Source organism: Nocardia sp. CWNU-33 (genome assembly GCF_046764895.1).
Taxonomy (GTDB): Bacteria; Actinomycetota; Actinomycetes; order Mycobacteriales; family Mycobacteriaceae; genus Nocardia.
In genome coordinates, this window is the sequence record NZ_JBKOQN010000012.1 from 103,731 (window position 1) to 118,863 (window position 15,133).

Here is a 15,133-nt window from a genome sequence, read left to right on the forward strand (position 1 = left end):
CGCTGACGTTGCGGATTGTTTGCTTACGGCACGAAACCCGACCAGAGATGGAGTGGCGCCCGTGAACCCCGACGATCGGCATCGCACCGCACAAGAATCTCGTGATCTGGAGAAATATCGCGGCGTCGACGCTGATATATGGGATAGTTTCCGCGCGATGCGCGGCCCCCGGCACATCCTCGACGGTGCGGCGCCCGCCATCGGGTTTCTTCTCGGCTATTCCGTCGCCGGTGCCGAGGCCGGTGTTTTCGTCGCCGTTCTGATCGCCGTCGCCTTGGCTGCCGTCCGGCTCGTCCAAGGCGATTCGGTGCGTGCCGTCGCAGTGTCGGTGCTGGTCGTCCTGGTGTTCTCGCTGTTCGTCGACGTCACGGGCCAGGGACACTACTTCTACCTCCCCGAAGTCGCGCTGTGTGTGGTGATGACTGCGCTGTTCAGTGCGACCCTGCTCACCGGCAAGCCTCTGAGTTACACCGTCCGCCGCCGGACCCGGCTCGAACCGGCCGAGCCCGCCGATCCGGCCACGCGGCTGCGGCTACATCAGCGAATCACGTTGGCCTGGTTCGTATTCTGGGCGGCGCCTGTGCTGGTGGTGTTGCCGCTCTACCTGGCCGACAAAGTCGCCATTCCCGGCACCGTTGCTCTCGTTCTCGGCAAACCAGCGCTGGTCATCATGCTTGCCGTGACCTGGCCGTGGGTCCGCAACAAATCGGGTCAGCCGACGAGTCGAGCCGAGGCGATGTGACGCTCCCGAGCCCGGCCGAAGAGTCCGGCGATGATGAAGAGGAAATCGACTACCGCTTCACTCTCGCGAACGAGCGCACCTTTCTGGCCTGGATACGCACCTCGCTCGGTTTGCTCGCAGGCGGTGTCGCCGTGCACACCCTGGTCCAGCCGTTGCGGATGTCCGGGTTGCGACGGGCCCTCGCGCTGAGCTGCATCGTGCTCGCGGTGATCATCGCGATCGGCGCCTATACGCACTGGCGACGCGTCGGCACCGCGATGCGCCGCGGCGACCCGCTGCCCGTCACCGTCATGGTGCCGATCCTGTCGGTAGGCATCGCGCTGGTGTCGGTGCTGGCGTGCGTGGCGGTGTTGCTGCGATGAGCCCGGCAAGTCTTGCCGCGGAGCGCACCGCATTGGCGTGGCGACGCACCGCGATCGCCGCGATGGTCATTGCCGTGTTGTTCCTCAACCACGCGGCGACCAGTGGCTGGCGGGCGTCGGCGATCGGACCGATCGGTGCGGCGGTCACGCTGACCGCTTTGGCGGGAATCTGCTATTCGCGCAATCGCAGTCTGCACGAGGGCCGATTCGGTTACGGAGCCCGCGTCATCGCCGCGACAGTGGTGGCCGTTGTCGCCGTCGCATGCGTAGCTGCCGTAATCGGGTTCACGGATCCATGACTCTAATGCGTTCCGGCCCAGGCAATTCGGCTACCAACCAGGAGGATGGACATGAGCACAGCGACCGAGCCGAGCGACTTCGTCATCGCCGGACAGCAGCGCGCCGCCGCGGCGTTGCCGTTCGCGGACTCCGCCGATCTCGCGGATGTCGATCGCGGGTTCATTGCCGCGCTGGAACCGGGTGTGGTCACCGCCTCGGATGGAACTGTGGTGTGGGACAACGACTCCTATGGCTTCCTGCGTGAGCCCTGCCCTGCCTCGGTCCATCCGAGCCTGTGGCGGCAGTCCGGGTTGGCCGGCCGGCAGGGTCTGTACGAAGTCACCGAGGGGATCTACCAGATCCGCGGCCTCGATCTGTCGAATATGACACTGGTCGAAGGCGATACCGGTGTGATCGTCATTGATCCGCTGATCTCCGCGGAAACCGCCGCCGCCGGGCTGGCGCTGTATCGCGCGCATCGTGGCGACCGGCCCGTGACCGGGCTCATTTACACCCACTCCCACGCCGACCATTTCGGCGGCTCGCTCGGCGTGACGACCACTGAAGATGTTGCGGCAGGGCGCTGCCCGGTGATGGCTCCCACCGGATTCCTGGAGCACGCGGTGGCCGAGAATGTCTACGCCGGCACCGCCATGGCGCGCCGGGCTGCCTACATGTACGGTGCTGCGCTGCCGCGTGGTCCGCTCGGACAGGTCGGCGCCGGACTCGGCCAGACCACCTCCCTCGGCACCGTGACCCTGATCCCGCCAACCGTCGACATCATCGCCACCGGCCAGGAGGAGATCCTCGACGGAGTTCGGATCGTCTTCCAGATGACTCCGGGCACCGAGGCGCCCGCCGAAATGAACTTTCACTTTCCCGATCATCGGGCGCTGTGTATGGCCGAAAATGCCACGCACACAATGCACAATCTGCTCACCCTGCGCGGTGCGCTGGTGCGTGATCCGCACGTCTGGGCGAAATACCTCACCGAGGCGATCAACCTGTTCGCCCGCGATTCCGATGTGGTGTTCGCCTCGCACCACTGGCCGACCTGGGGCACCGATCGTCTCGTGGAATTCCTTGCGCTGCAACGGGATCTGTACGGATACCTGCACGATCAGACGCTGCGGCTGCTGAACCAGGGTTATGTCGGCGACGAGATCGCGGAGATGATTGCGCTGCCACCGGCCACCGAGAATGCCTGGCACACACACGGGTACTACGGTTCGGTCAGCCACAATGTCAAGGCCATCTATCAGCGGTACATGGGCTGGTTCGATGGCAATCCGGCCCATCTCTGGGAACACTCGCCGGTCGAATCCGCGCAGCGCCATGTGGAATTCATGGGCGGTGCCGACGAAGTGCTGCGCAAGGCGCAGGTCTCCTACGATGCGGGCGACTACCGCTGGGTTGCGCAGGTGGTCAACTACGTCATCTTCGCCGATCCCACCAACACGGCGGCTAAAGCATTGCAGGCCAATACCTTCGAGCAACTCGGCTATGGCTCGGAAAATGCCACTTGGCGAAACTTCTACCTCAGCGGTGCCTACGAACTGCGCAACGGAACTTTCGGCACCCCGAGCAAACCCGACTCACCCAGCGTGCTCGCCGCATTGACCGTCGAGCAGATCTTCGACGTATGGGCTTTACGCGTGGACGGGCCGAAGGCATGGGACCGGCGCGCGGTCGTCGACTGGCACATCAGCGACGAGAACCGGATCCACCGCCTGGAGTTGCGCAACGGCTTGCTCACCCACTACGACCTGCCCATCGGCGTAACCATGCCCGACCCATCGGCCGCGTTCACCCTGTCCCGCGCAACCCTCATCCGGGTGCTGGTGGCGGGCGGGGATTTCGGCGCCGCCGCCGCCGCAGGCGACATCAGCCTGAGCGGCGACCCGACCAAGCTCACCGAGATCGTCGGCGTCTTCGACAACCCCGACCCGAACTTCGCCATCGTCACCCCGTGATTGCGAGCGACGCCACACCTCAACCGCGCAATCGTCGTTCGTGGGCGGTGCGCAGCCGTCGCACAATGGTGGTGCGCAGCGATTGAGTGGTGGCTGTCGGTGATCGTGGTTGGTGTGGTGTGTAAGGGCTGGCAGCGGTGGTGCGTGAGGGCCTCTCGGTGCTGGTCTGTGAGAGCTGCTTGGTGGTGTGCAGCGGTTCGTTCGTCGTGCGCGCAGCTGTTGTGCGGTGACCGTGCGCGTCGTTTGTTGGTGACCGTGTGGCAGCAACCATCACCCAACGCTCAGGTCTCGTGTGTCGCGCCAGTAATTGCCTCGACGGGCGCGGTCGCGACGCATACGGTCGGCGACCATGTCCATCGGAACCGTCGACAAGTCTGTGCCGCTGCGTGAGCGCCTGCGTGCCGCCCTGCCCGTCGCGATGAAGGTCCGTGACCGCAACGCTATTGCCGCGCTGCGGTCCGCCCTCGGCGCGATCGACAATGCCGAGGCCATCGACACCGTCGACGTTCGCGCAGGCGCCATCGAGAACGGCGCCGTCGGCCTCGGTGCGGCCGAGGCCCGTCGCCGCGACCTCACCGAAGCCGATATCGAACAGATCGTCCGGCTGGAAATCGCCGACCGACGCACCGCCGCAGACGAATACGACAGCCTGGGTCGTACGGACCGTGGCGATTCTCTGCGCGCTGAGGCCGCGACCTTGGACGCGCTGCTGTAACCACAGCGATTCGAGACGCAACCACGACCTGGCGCTCTATGGATGGGTCCCCGAGGCGCGTACCCGGCCGTCGCGCTGGACGCCCTGTTGCAAACGAGCTAGTACAACTGCCGCTAGGTCTGCGCCTCAATCGGTAGCGCGTCGATGTACTTGCCGGCGATTAAGCGCTGGACGAGCCGGACGACCGGCCCGCCGATGCGCGCGTACCAGGCTGCATTGCGGGAGAACGCGGTAACCAACCCGTACACGGTGTCATCGGCGGGGTCGTACTCCACAGCGAAGAGTTCCTCGCCGATTTCCGGGTGGCCGGGCAGCGTGCCATAGGCGAAGCCGCACCGATCGGACTCGTCGAGCACGTACACCACGCGGCAGGGCGCCGTTATTGCCAAGGGGCCGAAGCCCAGTCGCACTGTCAGCCGAGTGCCGGGCTCGGCGGTCGGTGTGCTCGCCTCTCGAAAGATGCCGGTGCCCTTCTGCATTCGATACGCCAGGATCTCCGCGCCCGCGTGCACGAACAGTGCTCGTCCGTGCCCGATTCGTTGCCGCAGCCGGAACCGGTGGTAGCCGTCGGGCAGCGGCCCCTTGGTGGCGCCGACCTCGGAGTAGGTGAACGAAGGGTCGCCGAGCGCGTTGTCCATACGTCGATCTTCGCCGTCGGAACCGAGGTTCGGAAGTGATCGTCGATAAACGCCTCAGCCATAGTTGAGTACAGGCTTGAGTCGAAGCGGAACCGCATGCAACAACCCGAGCGGATCCACATACTCACGCCGGTTACGTCCGCCCGCCTCCCGCCGGGCACCCCAATGCAGGCACGCCGCCGCGGCGCAGCCCTCATGACCGGCCTCCAACTTCCCGATCGGCGTCCCACGCCCGACCCGGCTTCCCGCCGAGACCGCTGCCTCGACCGGCTCGTAGGTGGTTCGCAACCCACCGGGATGGTCGATCGACACCACCGGCTTATCCGCGACCTTCCCGGCGAACACGACGATCCCGTCCCCGGCCGCCAACACCACCTGACCGGCCATACCTGCTAGATCGACTCCGCGGTGCCCGGGTAACCAATCGTGCTCGAGCTTGTCGAACCGCCGCTCGATCGATGGCCGCGGCTGCAACGGCCACCCGAACTGCCCGGCCGGAGCCGCCGCAACCGGCCGCTCCGCCGCACCCAGCAGAGCGGCTGCACCGATGACGACGAACACCGCCCGCCGTCCGCTGCGTCGACCGGCCGGCGCGCACTGTCCCGTGCCACCCGTGCCCGCCCTGCTGAAGCGATACATCCGAGATTCAGTGCGGAGGCAGCGGAAGCGGTACCTGCCGGACAAGATCCAACAGCCGGAGCAGATCACCGACAATGCGTGGCAAGTCACCCGCCGAACCGGTCCCCACCCCGAGCAGAGCTCCCGACCGCAACGGATCAGGACGCAGCAAGCCCGGCAAAGTTCCCAGGCCCGGGACCGGCTGAGCCGAGGCGCCCACCGAGCCCGTGCCCGCGGCGAGCACGGCCTCCCAACTGCTCGGTGCAGGGCGTGGTGGCAAGGACGCGTGGATATCGGCGGGAACAGGCGTAAACGGCCCGAACGTTTCCGGCGGCGTAGCCGCAGCGTTCGGAGCCATGACCAGTGAGCCTGCGAACAACAGGGGAATGAACATTGTCAGGAAAATGCTGATGCGATTCATTCCTCAACCCTCACTCGCCCACACCCCCGGCAGTACCCCCGATCCGCCGATTGTGGACAACATCCGCAACTGTGGACATCCCGCATTTCTCCTGCGCAGGAACCATTCGGGGAACCTTCTTCGAAGGCCGATTTAGCCGTGGGCCGCCCAAGACGTAGACTGATCGAGCGGTCTGTGCGTGCATGGGCCGACTTCGCGCGCCACCCCGTGCTTGTTCGCAACGGCGCTGTTCGAACCGGAGCTCAATTCGTTCGCGGCAGTGTATTTGCGGAGCAGGGAATCGTCGGCTGGTCCTGATCTTCGTGGTCGGGTCCGACGATTCGGAGGCGCCAGGGCAGTAGATCGCCGATCTGCTGCGTCAACCGGCAATGAAAGAGAGATACGGGAGCTATGGCTGTCGTAACAATGAAGCAGCTGCTCGACAGCGGCGCGCACTTCGGACACCAGACTCGACGCTGGAACCCGAAGATGAAGCGGTTCATCTTCACCGACCGCAACGGCATCTACATCATCGACCTGCAGCAGACGCTGACCTACATCGACAAGGCCTACGAGTTCGTCAAGGAGACCGTCGCCCACGGTGGCACCGTTCTCTTCGTCGGCACCAAGAAGCAGGCCCAGGAGTCGATCGCGGCCGAGGCGACTCGCGTCGGGATGCCCTACGTCAACCAGCGCTGGCTGGGTGGCATGCTCACCAACTTCTCCACCGTGCACAAGCGCCTGCAGCGCCTCAAGGAGCTCGAGGCCATGGAGCAGACCGGTGGCTTCGAGGGTCGCACCAAGAAGGAAATCCTCATGCTCACGCGTGAGATGAACAAGCTCGAGCGCACCCTCGGTGGTATCCGCGACATGGCCAAGGTGCCTTCGGCCATCTGGGTCGTCGACACCAACAAGGAGCACATCGCCGTCGGCGAGGCCCGCAAGCTGAACATCCCGGTCATCGCGATCCTGGACACCAACTGCGATCCCGACCTGGTCGACTACCCGATCCCGGGTAACGACGACGCGATCCGTTCCGCCGCTCTGCTCACCAAGGTCGTCGCCTCCGCGGTGGCCGAGGGTGTGCAGGCGCGGGCCGGCGTCTCCTCCGGTGACGAGAAGCCGGAAGCCGGCGCGGGCGAGCCGCTCGCCGAGTGGGAGCAGGAGCTGCTCGCGCAGGCTGCCCCCGCCGCTGCCGAGGCCGAGGCCCCCGCCGAGGTCGAGACCGCTGCTGACGCCGCGGTCGCCGAGGTTCCGCCGGCCACCACTCCGGCCGACTTCTGAGCCTCTCGACGGCTTTTGTTCACCTTGCCGGCCTCTTCCAGTACGGGAGAGGTCGGCAAGGTGGTGTTACCACCCATTGACAACACACAGGAGGATCGCCACCGATGGCGAACTACACCGCCGCTGACGTGAAGCGGCTGCGGGAGCTCACCGGCTCCGGGATGATGGACTGCAAGAACGCGCTGGTCGAGACCGAGGGTGATTTCGACAAGGCCGTCGAGGTGCTGCGCATCAAGGGCGCCAAGGACGTCGGCAAGCGTGCCGAGCGCGCCACCGCCGAAGGCCTGATCGCTGCCAAGGGTGGCGTGCTGGTCGAGATCAACTCCGAGACCGACTTCGTCGCCAAGAACGATGAGTTCCAGGGTCTGGCCGACAAGATCGTGACCGCTGCCGCGGCCGCGAAGCCGGCCGACCTGGACGCGCTCAAGGCCCTCGACCTCGGTGGCCAGACCGCCGACGACGCCCTGCAGGCGCTGGCCGCCAAGATCGGCGAGAAGCTCGAGCTGCGTCGCGTCGCTTCCTTCGACGGCCCGGTCGCCACTTACCTGCACAAGCGGGCCACCGACCTGCCGCCGGCCGTCGGCGTGCTGGTCGAGTTCCAGGGTGAGGGCGACGCTGCCGCCGAGGCCGCGCGTGCCGTCGGCATGCAGGTCGCCGCGCTCAAGGCCAAGTACCTGACCCGCGACGAGGTTCCGGCCGAGGTCGTGGACAACGAGCGTCGCATCGCCGAGGAGACCGCCCGCGAAGAGGGCAAGCCCGAGGCCGCGCTGCCGAAGATCACCGAGGGCCGCGTCAACGGCTTCTTCAAGGATGTCGTGCTGCTCGAGCAGTCGTCGGTCACCGACTCCAAGAAGACCGTCAAGGCCCTGCTGGAAGAGGCCGGTGTCACCGTGACCCGCTTCGCCCGCTTCGAGGTCGGACAGGCCTGATCTACCTTCGAGACCCCTCGCGCTCCGCATCGGTGTGCGAGGGGTTTCGGCTGTCCGGGCTTGCTTGCCCCCGATTCCTTGGTCTGACCGGGCGAGCCCGGCGGTTCGGAGGGGGCCTTTTGCCGCCGGGGAATCCGGATAAGGCAGGATAGGTTCGCTCTACGTTGCTGTCCGGCCGACTTGCTTGCCGTGAGACCGAATCCATCGCCGAAGGAGAAGTACACCCATGACGGACCCGGGGATCGACCGCCCAGGATATCGCCGGGTGCTGCTCAAACTAGGTGGGGAGATGTTCGGCGGCGGCACGGTCGGGCTTGATCCCGACGTCGTGCAGGCGGTCGCCGAGCAGATCGCCGAGGTCGTCGCCTCCGGTGTCCAGGTGGCCGTGGTGATCGGCGGCGGCAACTTCTTCCGTGGCGCCGAGCTCGAGGAACGCGGTATGGAGCGGGCCCGTTCGGACTACATGGGCATGCTCGGCACCGTGATGAACAGCCTTGCGCTGCAAGACTTTCTGCAGCAGCAGGGGGTTGACACCCGGGTGCAGACCGCGATCACCATGGGCCAGGTCGCCGAGCCGTACCTGCCGTTGCGGGCCAAGCGGCATCTGGAGAAGGGGCGCGTGGTCATCTTCGGCGCGGGGATGGGCATGCCGTATTTCTCCACCGACACCACCGCCGCCCAGCGCGCCTTGGAGATCGGCGCCGATGTGGTGCTGATGGCGAAGGCGGTCGACGGGGTGTTCACCGCCGACCCTCGGGTGGACACGAGCGCCACCATGTATACCGAGATCACCCATAAGGAAGTCATCGAGCGCGATCTGAAGGTCGCCGACGCGACGGCTTTCAGCTTGTGTATGGATAACCAGATGCCAATCCTGGTGTTCAATTTATTGACGAAGGGCAATATTGCCCGGGCGGTCGCCGGTGAGAAGATCGGCACATTGGTTCGGTCCTGACCCCGCGACCTGCGGATCATGACGCTGACGACGCTGTGGAGGAAACGGTCGTGATTGATGAAGCGCTCTTCGATGCCGAGGAGAAAATGGAGAAGGCTGTCTCGGTTGCGAAGGACGATCTAGGTGCCATCCGGACCGGTCGCGCGAACCCGGGCATGTTCTCCCGGATTGTCGTCGACTACTACGGGTCGCTGACTCCGATCACCCAGATGTCGAGCATCACGGTGCCGGAGCCGCGGATGGTGGTGATCAAGCCCTATGAGCAGGCGCAGATGGGTCCGATCGAGACCGCGATCCGCAATTCCGACCTCGGGGTGAACCCGACCAATAACGGTGACATCATCCGCATCTCGATCCCGCAGCTCACCGAGGAGCGCCGCAGGGAACTGGCCAAGCAGGCCAAGAGCAAGGGTGAAGACGCCAAGGTGTCGATCCGAAATGTCCGCCGCAAGGCCATGGACGAACTGTCGCGCATCCAGAAAGATGGCGAGGCGGGTGAGGATGAGGTCGGGCGCGCCGAAAAAGAGCTCGACAAGACCACCGCGAAGTACGTCGGCCAGATCGACGAGCTGGTCAAGCACAAGGAATCTGAACTGCTCGAGGTCTGACGCCCTCGGCGTATGCCGATGTCATCGGACGTGCCGGCATGAGCGATGGGCCCGGAGGCGGCAGCTTGCGTAACCACGTAGGGCACCGGGAATGCCGCCAATGGAAGACAGCCGAGCGCCCGCCTCCGGGCGGGGAACGAACGGAACGACGAGTGAGCGACGGGACAATCGTGGCCGAGAACGCCGCCGCGACCGGTGCGGCCGCAACGCCGCCGCCGGCGAACGGCACACCTGATGCAAAGCACGGGGACGTGCGTGACGCCGCGACCGCCGACAATGCCTCCGGTGGTGCGACCATCGACCAGGGTGCCGGCCCGGCCGACGCGACGACTTCTGAGGCCGTTCCGGCAGCGGCGAAGTCACGGGCGGGCCGGAACCTGCCCGCCGCGCTGGCCGTCGGCTTCGGCCTCGGGTTATCGCTCATCGCGATCCTGCTCTTCGTACCGAAGGTGTTCATCGGCGTTGCGGCCGCCGGCGTCGGCGTCGCCACCTGGGAGGTCGCCAAGCGGCTGCGCGAGGCCGACGTGCTGGTGCCGAGGATCCCGCTGATCGTCGGCGGCCAGGCGGTGTTCTGGCTCGGCTGGCCATGGGGCGCCAGCGGCGTCACGGGCGCTTTCGCCGCCACCACATTGGTCTGCATGGTGTGGCGCCTGTTCGATCACGGACTACAGACCGCGCCACGAAACTTCCTGCGTGACACCGCGATCGCGATCTTCACGCTGGCGTGGATCCCGCTGCTCGCCTCCTTCGCCACCCTGCTGCTGCTGGAACCGGACGGCAACCTGCGGGTGCTGACCTTCATGATCCTGGTGGTGTGCTCCGACGTCGGCGGCTACGTGGCGGGCGTGCTGTTCGGCCGCCATCCGATGGTGCCGTCGATCAGCCCGAAGAAGTCGTGGGAAGGCTTCGGCGGCTCACTGGTATTCAGCGTCATCGGCGGTCTGCTGACGGTCACCCTACTGCTGGATGCAAACTCGATGATCGGTGTGGTGCTCGGCATCGGCCTCGTCCTGGTCGCGACGGTCGGCGACCTCATCGAGTCGCAGATCAAACGGGAACTCGGCATCAAGGACATGGGCACTCTGCTGCCCGGTCACGGCGGCATCATGGACCGCCTCGATTCGATGCTGCCCTCGGCTTTCGTGTCCTGGCTGGTGCTTTCCACGTTCCTCTGACGCCCGACGCGTGCGTGCCGGGAGCGTCCGGATACGCTCGGCGCGTTGATCTTCGGACGGAGTGGCTGCAGTGGGATTGTTTCGTCATGTGCCCCAGCGTGATTCGGCAGTTTTGCCGCGTGACGCCGAGTTCGAGTTCCTGTCGGAGGGCGAGGGCAGCAGGCTACGTGAGACGGTGTACCGCGCCTTCGCCGAACGTGGCTTCGAGGTAACGGTTTTCGGCACGCACGTCACCGATGACTCGGGTAACGAGTTCGGTTTGTACAATATCGCGGCCGCATGCCACAACGCTGCCGAAGGTCCCGAGATCTGGTCCGCGCTGATCGAACGCCACGTCGATCTCGTACTGCACAGCATCGATGGGGCGACCGATACGTCTGCGATGCCGACCGCCGAGGTGTGGTCGCTGCTCTATCCCAAAGTGGCGGGCGAGCATCAACTGGCCACCGGCGGGGACTACGGCTATGCCGCCGAACTGGCTCCCGGTCTGCACGCGGCGCTCGCACTCGATCTGCCCGACAGCGTCCAGACGTTGCCGTGGCAGTCGCTGACCGACCTCGGCGATCTGGATCAGCTGCGGGCGCGGGCGATGGACAACCTGCGCGAGCTACCCATCGAGCAGCACGATGTCATCGAAGACGAGGACGGCACGCGATTCGATGTGGTCGCAGGCGACTCGTACCTGACCGCGTCCTGGGCGCTACTACTGGACGAACTGGTGGCGAAGCTCGTCGGTACGCCGCTCGGCGACGACGGTGCGCTGGTGGCGGTACCCTTCCGTCACCTGGTCGCCTTCCACGTCATCGAGGGTCCTCAGCTGATCCCGTCACTGAACGCTATGGCTGGATTCGCGGCCGCCGAATACGCGGACCAGCCCGGCGCGATCAGCCCCTATGTGTTCTGGTGGCGTCTGGGACGGTGGACTCAGCTCACCCGGATCGAGGACGAAGGTCTGGCCATCGTCGTCGACGAAGAGTTTCACGAGGTGCTGGAGCGCATGGTCGGCCACTAGCCACTCACGGGCGCTTGGCGACCCGCCTGAGCTGCACGATGCGGACGCCGCCGACGAGCGCCATCACCAAGGCGCCCGCGATCACCGACAAGAGCACCAGGATTCCGACCGGCAGCGAGAAATCCCAGAACAGCAGGTCCACTCTTTGCTGTTCGAGGTTCTGCAGGATGAAGGTCAGCACCAGGATGCCGATCAGCGCCGCGACGATGAGGCCGATCCAGGTGTATCCGGTCCGGGACTTCGCCAAGGTCCTGGCGACGGGCTTCGGCGGTGTGGGAGGGACAACAGGTTCTGTCGGCCGACCGAGCTGCGGTTCGGACGGCTCCTCAGCGTGGCTCGTCATGGTCCGATCATTGTCGATCGCTATGATCCGCGCACGTATTTGTGCGCGGGGGATCCGTATGTCGCCGGATCGGAATCTGCCTGCCTTTCGGCACTGTGATCCGAGCCTCGAGCAGTGACCTTCGTCGCGTCGGGCGTCGCGATCGTCACCTTCGGTCGGCAGCGAGCCCAAGGGATGGGACACTGGAGAAATTATGACCGTCTCCCTTCCGCTTGTCTTCGATGCTCCGCGCCGTGGTATGCCCCCTCGGCACCTCGCCGACCTCGATGCCGACGGCCGTCGCGCGGCGGTCGAGGAACTGGGACTGCCGAAGTTCCGAGCGGACCAGATCGCCAGGCAGTACTACGGCCGCCTGCAAGCCGACCCCGAGCAGATGACGGATCTGCCCGCGCCGGTGCGCGAGAAAATCGGCGAGGCACTCTTCCCTCCGCTCATGTCGGTCGTGAAGCACGTGGGATGTGACGCGGGCGAGACGCGAAAGACCTTGTGGCGAGCAGGCGACGGCACCCTCCTCGAGAGCGTCCTCATGCGCTACCCGGACCGCGCCACCCTCTGCATCTCCAGCCAAGCAGGTTGCGGCATGGCCTGCCCGTTCTGCGCCACCGGCCAGGGCGGCCTGAACCGCAACCTGTCCACAGCCGAGATCGTCGATCAGGTCCGCGCAGCTGCCGCGGCCATGCGCGACGGCGAGGTTGCGGGCGGACCCGGTCGACTCTCCAACATCGTGTTCATGGGCATGGGTGAACCCCTGGCCAACTACAAGCGCGTGGTCGCCGCCGTCCGCCGGATCACCTCTCCGGCCCCGGACGGCTTCGGCATCTCCCAGCGCAACGTCGTTGTCTCCACCGTCGGCCTGGCTCCCGCCATCCGCAAGCTCGCCGACGAGGACCTCTCGGTGACCCTGGCGGTCTCGCTGCACACTCCCGACGACGAGCTGCGCGACACCCTGGTTCCGGTCAACAACCGCTGGCCGGTGGCCGAGGTCCTCGATGCCGCGCGTTACTACGCCGACAAGAGCGGCCGCCGCGTCTCGATCGAGTACGCGTTGATCCGCGATATCAATGATCAGCCGTGGCGTGCGGACATGTTGGGTCAGAAGCTGCACAAGGCACTCGGTTCGCGCGTGCACGTCAATGTCATCCCGCTGAACCCGACCCCGGGTAGCAAGTGGGACGCGAGCCCCAAGCCTGTTGAAGCCGAGTTCGTCCGGCGCGTCAACGCCCAGGGCGTTCCGTGTACCGTGCGCGATACCCGTGGCCAGGAAATCGCCGCTGCCTGTGGGCAATTGGCTGCCGAAGGATAGTCTGCGCGGCGCTTCGGATCGAGCCGGAGTCGGTTGTTTCGCAGTGCGGGGGTCGCAGGGCCCTGTGCCGTGCCGGTGAACCGCGACGTGCGTTAGTGAACGTGCGTCGGTGGGCGCCAGGACGACGCCGCGGCGCTCGACGAGGTAGTTCTCCATGAACGACGCCCGGTCGCAGAATCGTCGCAGGAACCAACGCGGCGTGGGAACCGCGGTCAGCGAGCGTGTAGCCGGCATGCCAGAGCCGGAGTACTGCCAGACCTGTGGGATCGGTGCGACAGCAGTTCTGTACGAGGGAGCTGATTGATCGGGCGGGCAACCCGGTTTCCTGCACCGCTGTGGACGGGCGATGTTTCCGATTTCCGGTTACGCTCCGCAGCATGACGCTCTCGACCCGGTCGGATGGTGGAATCGTGCTCGGGCTGTCTTGCGGACAGCCCGGCGGCAGCGCGGAGCTCCTGCTGACAGCCGCGCTGTCCGCCGCCAGGGAAGGCGGGATGGACGCGCGGCTCGTCAGGCTCGACGACCTGGAGATCGCACCCGGTCCGAACACCGGAACAGCCGACGACACGGCGTGGTTCTGGGAGCAGCTCATCGAGTGTGATGCTCTGATCGTCGCGGTCCCGGTGCTGACCAGGACCATCCCCGGCCGCCTCAAACTGCTCGCCGACCGTATCCTCGGCCCCAACGCCGACGCCGCCATCACCACCGAGCTGCTGCGCCTGCAGGCCTCCGGTGTAACTCCCGCAGTGTCCTTCCGCGTGGACGAACGTGTCCTCAGGCCACGAGTAGCCGGATTCATCGCTGTCGGAGGGTCTTTGACGCCGCGCTGGACCACATTGGCACTGCCGCTCCTGCACACGCTGACCTTCTCCATGCGGATCGCAGTGGTCGATCAGGTGCAGTTCGCGGGCGCAGGCATGCCTCGATCCATCGTGCTCGACGACAGCGCAATCGCGCGGGCAACCCAGCTCGGCCGCAATGTGACGGGGCAGATCGGCGTGCATTTCGAGGACGCGAAGTACCTCGGTGACAAGCCCGGCCTGTGCCCCTCGTGCCACCTGGATGTTTTCGTACTACGCGGCCAGGAAGCCGAGTGCGCGACCTGCGGGGCGAGCGGCGAACTCGTCGTGGTCGACGGCGCGGTCACTGTGCGCTTCCCTGGCGGCGAGGCTCGTGGCTCCGTGACGTCGATGGAGGAGCTGCGCGACCACTTCTTCGAGATCCAGCAGACCGCGGCAGGCCAGGGTGCGCAGGCGGACGAGATAGCTCGGCGCGCAAAGATTTATGAGCCGTCTGCATTCACCGTCCGCCCTGAGCGGTAGCAGTGAACTCTGCCAGGTTTCCCTGATACCGATCCGAGCGCTCGTCTTACTCGACAATTCGAGCACGATGGCGGAGGCAGGTACCGGATCCGGTCTACTCAGCTCGGACAACAACGACCGGACAGCAAAAGCCTGCGGGGAGGCGTACGCCGAGTACAGGGTTCTGCCACTGGGGCCGCAGCGCGTGATGCTGGAAGCGGACGGGGATTGCGTGTCCCGACGTGTACGACTTCGAGGGCCGGAAGGTTCCGCGCTGCAGTCCGCGTAGTTGAACCAGCCAGGTGGACGCGCCGCTTTCGACAAGGCGATCCAAGATATGAAGCGGATGCTCGGGTGAGTTCACCACAGTTGTGCGCCAGCCGTTGCCTTCGCAGATTTTCACCGATCCAGAGCACGACCGAACCCGCGAATTCATGCGGGCGGTGCTGGACGGACACTGACTAATGGGCTTGGCGAGAAGGTATCTCGCCAAGCC

Annotated in this window: 17 protein-coding genes and 1 pseudogene; 14 read left to right on the plus strand and 4 right to left on the minus strand. The window is 65.7% G+C overall.

Annotation, left to right across the window (positions count from 1 at the left end):
- Positions 1–61: 61 nt before the first annotated feature.
- From ACLMAL_RS18650 to ACLMAL_RS18670, 5 genes are all read left to right on the plus strand, one after another.
- On the plus strand, positions 62–742 hold the full coding sequence (locus tag ACLMAL_RS18650) for a DUF3159 domain-containing protein (RefSeq protein ID WP_412000217.1): 681 nt from the start codon (positions 62–64) through the stop codon (positions 740–742).
- Positions 739–1,104 carry a YidH family protein gene (locus tag ACLMAL_RS18655; protein WP_412000218.1) on the plus strand — a complete coding sequence of 122 codons (366 nt, stop codon included), beginning with the start codon at positions 739–741 and terminating at the stop codon, positions 1,102–1,104. The genes ACLMAL_RS18650 and ACLMAL_RS18655 overlap by 4 nt, the downstream gene beginning before the upstream one ends.
- Positions 1,101–1,403 carry a DUF202 domain-containing protein gene (locus ACLMAL_RS18660; protein ID WP_412000219.1) on the plus strand — a complete coding sequence of 101 codons (303 nt, stop codon included), beginning with the start codon at positions 1,101–1,103 and terminating at the stop codon, positions 1,401–1,403. Before ACLMAL_RS18655 ends, ACLMAL_RS18660 begins: the two co-directional genes overlap by 4 nt.
- A gap of 51 nt (positions 1,404–1,454) precedes the next feature.
- Positions 1,455–3,356 carry an alkyl/aryl-sulfatase gene (locus ACLMAL_RS18665; protein ID WP_412000220.1) on the plus strand — a complete coding sequence of 634 codons (1,902 nt, stop codon included), beginning with the start codon at positions 1,455–1,457 and terminating at the stop codon, positions 3,354–3,356.
- Positions 3,357–3,705: 349 nt separating this feature from the next.
- A complete protein-coding gene (locus ACLMAL_RS18670; protein WP_412000221.1) occupies positions 3,706–4,071 on the plus strand; it encodes a hypothetical protein in 366 nt (121 codons plus the stop codon).
- A 113-nt stretch (positions 4,072–4,184) separates the two neighbouring features.
- Here the strand turns inward: ACLMAL_RS18670 and ACLMAL_RS18675 are convergent, their stop codons facing one another.
- From ACLMAL_RS18675 to ACLMAL_RS18685, 3 genes are read right to left on the minus strand one after another with little or no spacing between them, the layout of a single operon-like run.
- On the minus strand, positions 4,185–4,709 hold the full coding sequence (locus ACLMAL_RS18675) for a DUF1990 domain-containing protein (protein WP_412000222.1): 525 nt from the start codon (positions 4,707–4,709) through the stop codon (positions 4,185–4,187).
- Between the two features lie 54 nt (positions 4,710–4,763).
- Positions 4,764–5,348 (minus strand): M23 family metallopeptidase, encoded by a 585-nt coding sequence (locus ACLMAL_RS18680; RefSeq protein WP_412000223.1) that lies wholly within the window; start codon positions 5,346–5,348, stop codon positions 4,764–4,766.
- A 7-nt stretch (positions 5,349–5,355) separates the two neighbouring features.
- Positions 5,356–5,748, minus strand: coding sequence for a hypothetical protein (locus ACLMAL_RS18685; protein WP_412000224.1), 393 nt, complete (start codon positions 5,746–5,748; stop codon positions 5,356–5,358).
- A 390-nt stretch (positions 5,749–6,138) separates the two neighbouring features.
- Here ACLMAL_RS18685 and rpsB point away from each other — a divergent pair, with 390 nt between their 5' ends.
- From rpsB to ACLMAL_RS18715, 6 genes are all read left to right on the plus strand, one after another.
- A complete protein-coding gene (rpsB, locus tag ACLMAL_RS18690; protein ID WP_406231499.1) occupies positions 6,139–7,011 on the plus strand; it encodes a 30S ribosomal protein S2 in 873 nt (290 codons plus the stop codon).
- Positions 7,012–7,115: 104 nt separating this feature from the next.
- On the plus strand, positions 7,116–7,940 hold the full coding sequence (gene tsf / locus ACLMAL_RS18695; protein ID WP_412000225.1) for a translation elongation factor Ts: 825 nt from the start codon (positions 7,116–7,118) through the stop codon (positions 7,938–7,940).
- A 226-nt stretch (positions 7,941–8,166) separates the two neighbouring features.
- On the plus strand, positions 8,167–8,895 hold the full coding sequence (pyrH, locus tag ACLMAL_RS18700) for a UMP kinase (protein WP_328403956.1): 729 nt from the start codon (positions 8,167–8,169) through the stop codon (positions 8,893–8,895).
- Positions 8,896–8,945: 50 nt separating this feature from the next.
- Positions 8,946–9,503, plus strand: a complete 558-nt coding sequence (frr, locus tag ACLMAL_RS18705; protein ID WP_328403954.1) for a ribosome recycling factor — start codon at positions 8,946–8,948, stop codon at positions 9,501–9,503.
- A gap of 152 nt (positions 9,504–9,655) precedes the next feature.
- Positions 9,656–10,678, plus strand: coding sequence for a phosphatidate cytidylyltransferase (locus tag ACLMAL_RS18710; protein ID WP_412000226.1), 1,023 nt, complete (start codon positions 9,656–9,658; stop codon positions 10,676–10,678).
- Between the two features lie 70 nt (positions 10,679–10,748).
- On the plus strand, positions 10,749–11,690 hold the full coding sequence (locus tag ACLMAL_RS18715; RefSeq protein WP_412000227.1) for a hypothetical protein: 942 nt from the start codon (positions 10,749–10,751) through the stop codon (positions 11,688–11,690).
- 4 nt (positions 11,691–11,694) lie between these two features.
- Here ACLMAL_RS18715 and ACLMAL_RS18720 read toward each other — a convergent pair whose 3' ends face one another.
- Positions 11,695–12,033, minus strand: coding sequence for a lipopolysaccharide assembly LapA domain-containing protein (locus ACLMAL_RS18720; protein ID WP_412000228.1), 339 nt, complete (start codon positions 12,031–12,033; stop codon positions 11,695–11,697).
- Between the two features lie 193 nt (positions 12,034–12,226).
- Between ACLMAL_RS18720 and rlmN the strand changes: the two genes are divergently transcribed.
- The 3 genes and pseudogenes from rlmN to ACLMAL_RS18735 form a co-directional block, all read left to right on the plus strand.
- On the plus strand, positions 12,227–13,336 hold the full coding sequence (gene rlmN / locus ACLMAL_RS18725; RefSeq protein ID WP_412000229.1) for a 23S rRNA (adenine(2503)-C(2))-methyltransferase RlmN: 1,110 nt from the start codon (positions 12,227–12,229) through the stop codon (positions 13,334–13,336).
- Positions 13,337–13,713: 377 nt separating this feature from the next.
- A complete protein-coding gene (locus ACLMAL_RS18730) occupies positions 13,714–14,658 on the plus strand; it encodes a flavodoxin family protein (protein ID WP_412000230.1) in 945 nt (314 codons plus the stop codon).
- A 25-nt stretch (positions 14,659–14,683) separates the two neighbouring features.
- Positions 14,684–14,995: pseudogene (locus ACLMAL_RS18735) on the plus strand (uracil-DNA glycosylase); the annotation flags it as partial.
- Between the last annotated feature and the right edge of the window lie 138 nt (positions 14,996–15,133).

Coding starts and splice junctions, on each gene's coding strand:
- ACLMAL_RS18660 (WP_412000219.1), top strand. CDS start 1,101: ATGAGCCCGGCAAGTCTTGCCGCGGAGCGCACCGCATTGGCGTGGCGA.
- ACLMAL_RS18665 (WP_412000220.1), top strand. CDS start 1,455: ATGAGCACAGCGACCGAGCCGAGCGACTTCGTCATCGCCGGACAGCAG.
- ACLMAL_RS18670 (WP_412000221.1), top strand. CDS start 3,706: ATGTCCATCGGAACCGTCGACAAGTCTGTGCCGCTGCGTGAGCGCCTG.
- ACLMAL_RS18675 (WP_412000222.1), bottom strand. CDS start 4,709: ATGGACAACGCGCTCGGCGACCCTTCGTTCACCTACTCCGAGGTCGGC.
- ACLMAL_RS18680 (WP_412000223.1), bottom strand. CDS start 5,348: ATGTATCGCTTCAGCAGGGCGGGCACGGGTGGCACGGGACAGTGCGCG.
- ACLMAL_RS18685 (WP_412000224.1), bottom strand. CDS start 5,748: ATGAATCGCATCAGCATTTTCCTGACAATGTTCATTCCCCTGTTGTTC.
- rpsB (WP_406231499.1), top strand. CDS start 6,139: ATGGCTGTCGTAACAATGAAGCAGCTGCTCGACAGCGGCGCGCACTTC.
- tsf (WP_412000225.1), top strand. CDS start 7,116: ATGGCGAACTACACCGCCGCTGACGTGAAGCGGCTGCGGGAGCTCACC.
- pyrH (WP_328403956.1), top strand. CDS start 8,167: ATGACGGACCCGGGGATCGACCGCCCAGGATATCGCCGGGTGCTGCTC.
- ACLMAL_RS18720 (WP_412000228.1), bottom strand. CDS start 12,033: ATGACGAGCCACGCTGAGGAGCCGTCCGAACCGCAGCTCGGTCGGCCG.
- rlmN (WP_412000229.1), top strand. CDS start 12,227: ATGACCGTCTCCCTTCCGCTTGTCTTCGATGCTCCGCGCCGTGGTATG.
- ACLMAL_RS18730 (WP_412000230.1), top strand. CDS start 13,714: ATGACGCTCTCGACCCGGTCGGATGGTGGAATCGTGCTCGGGCTGTCT.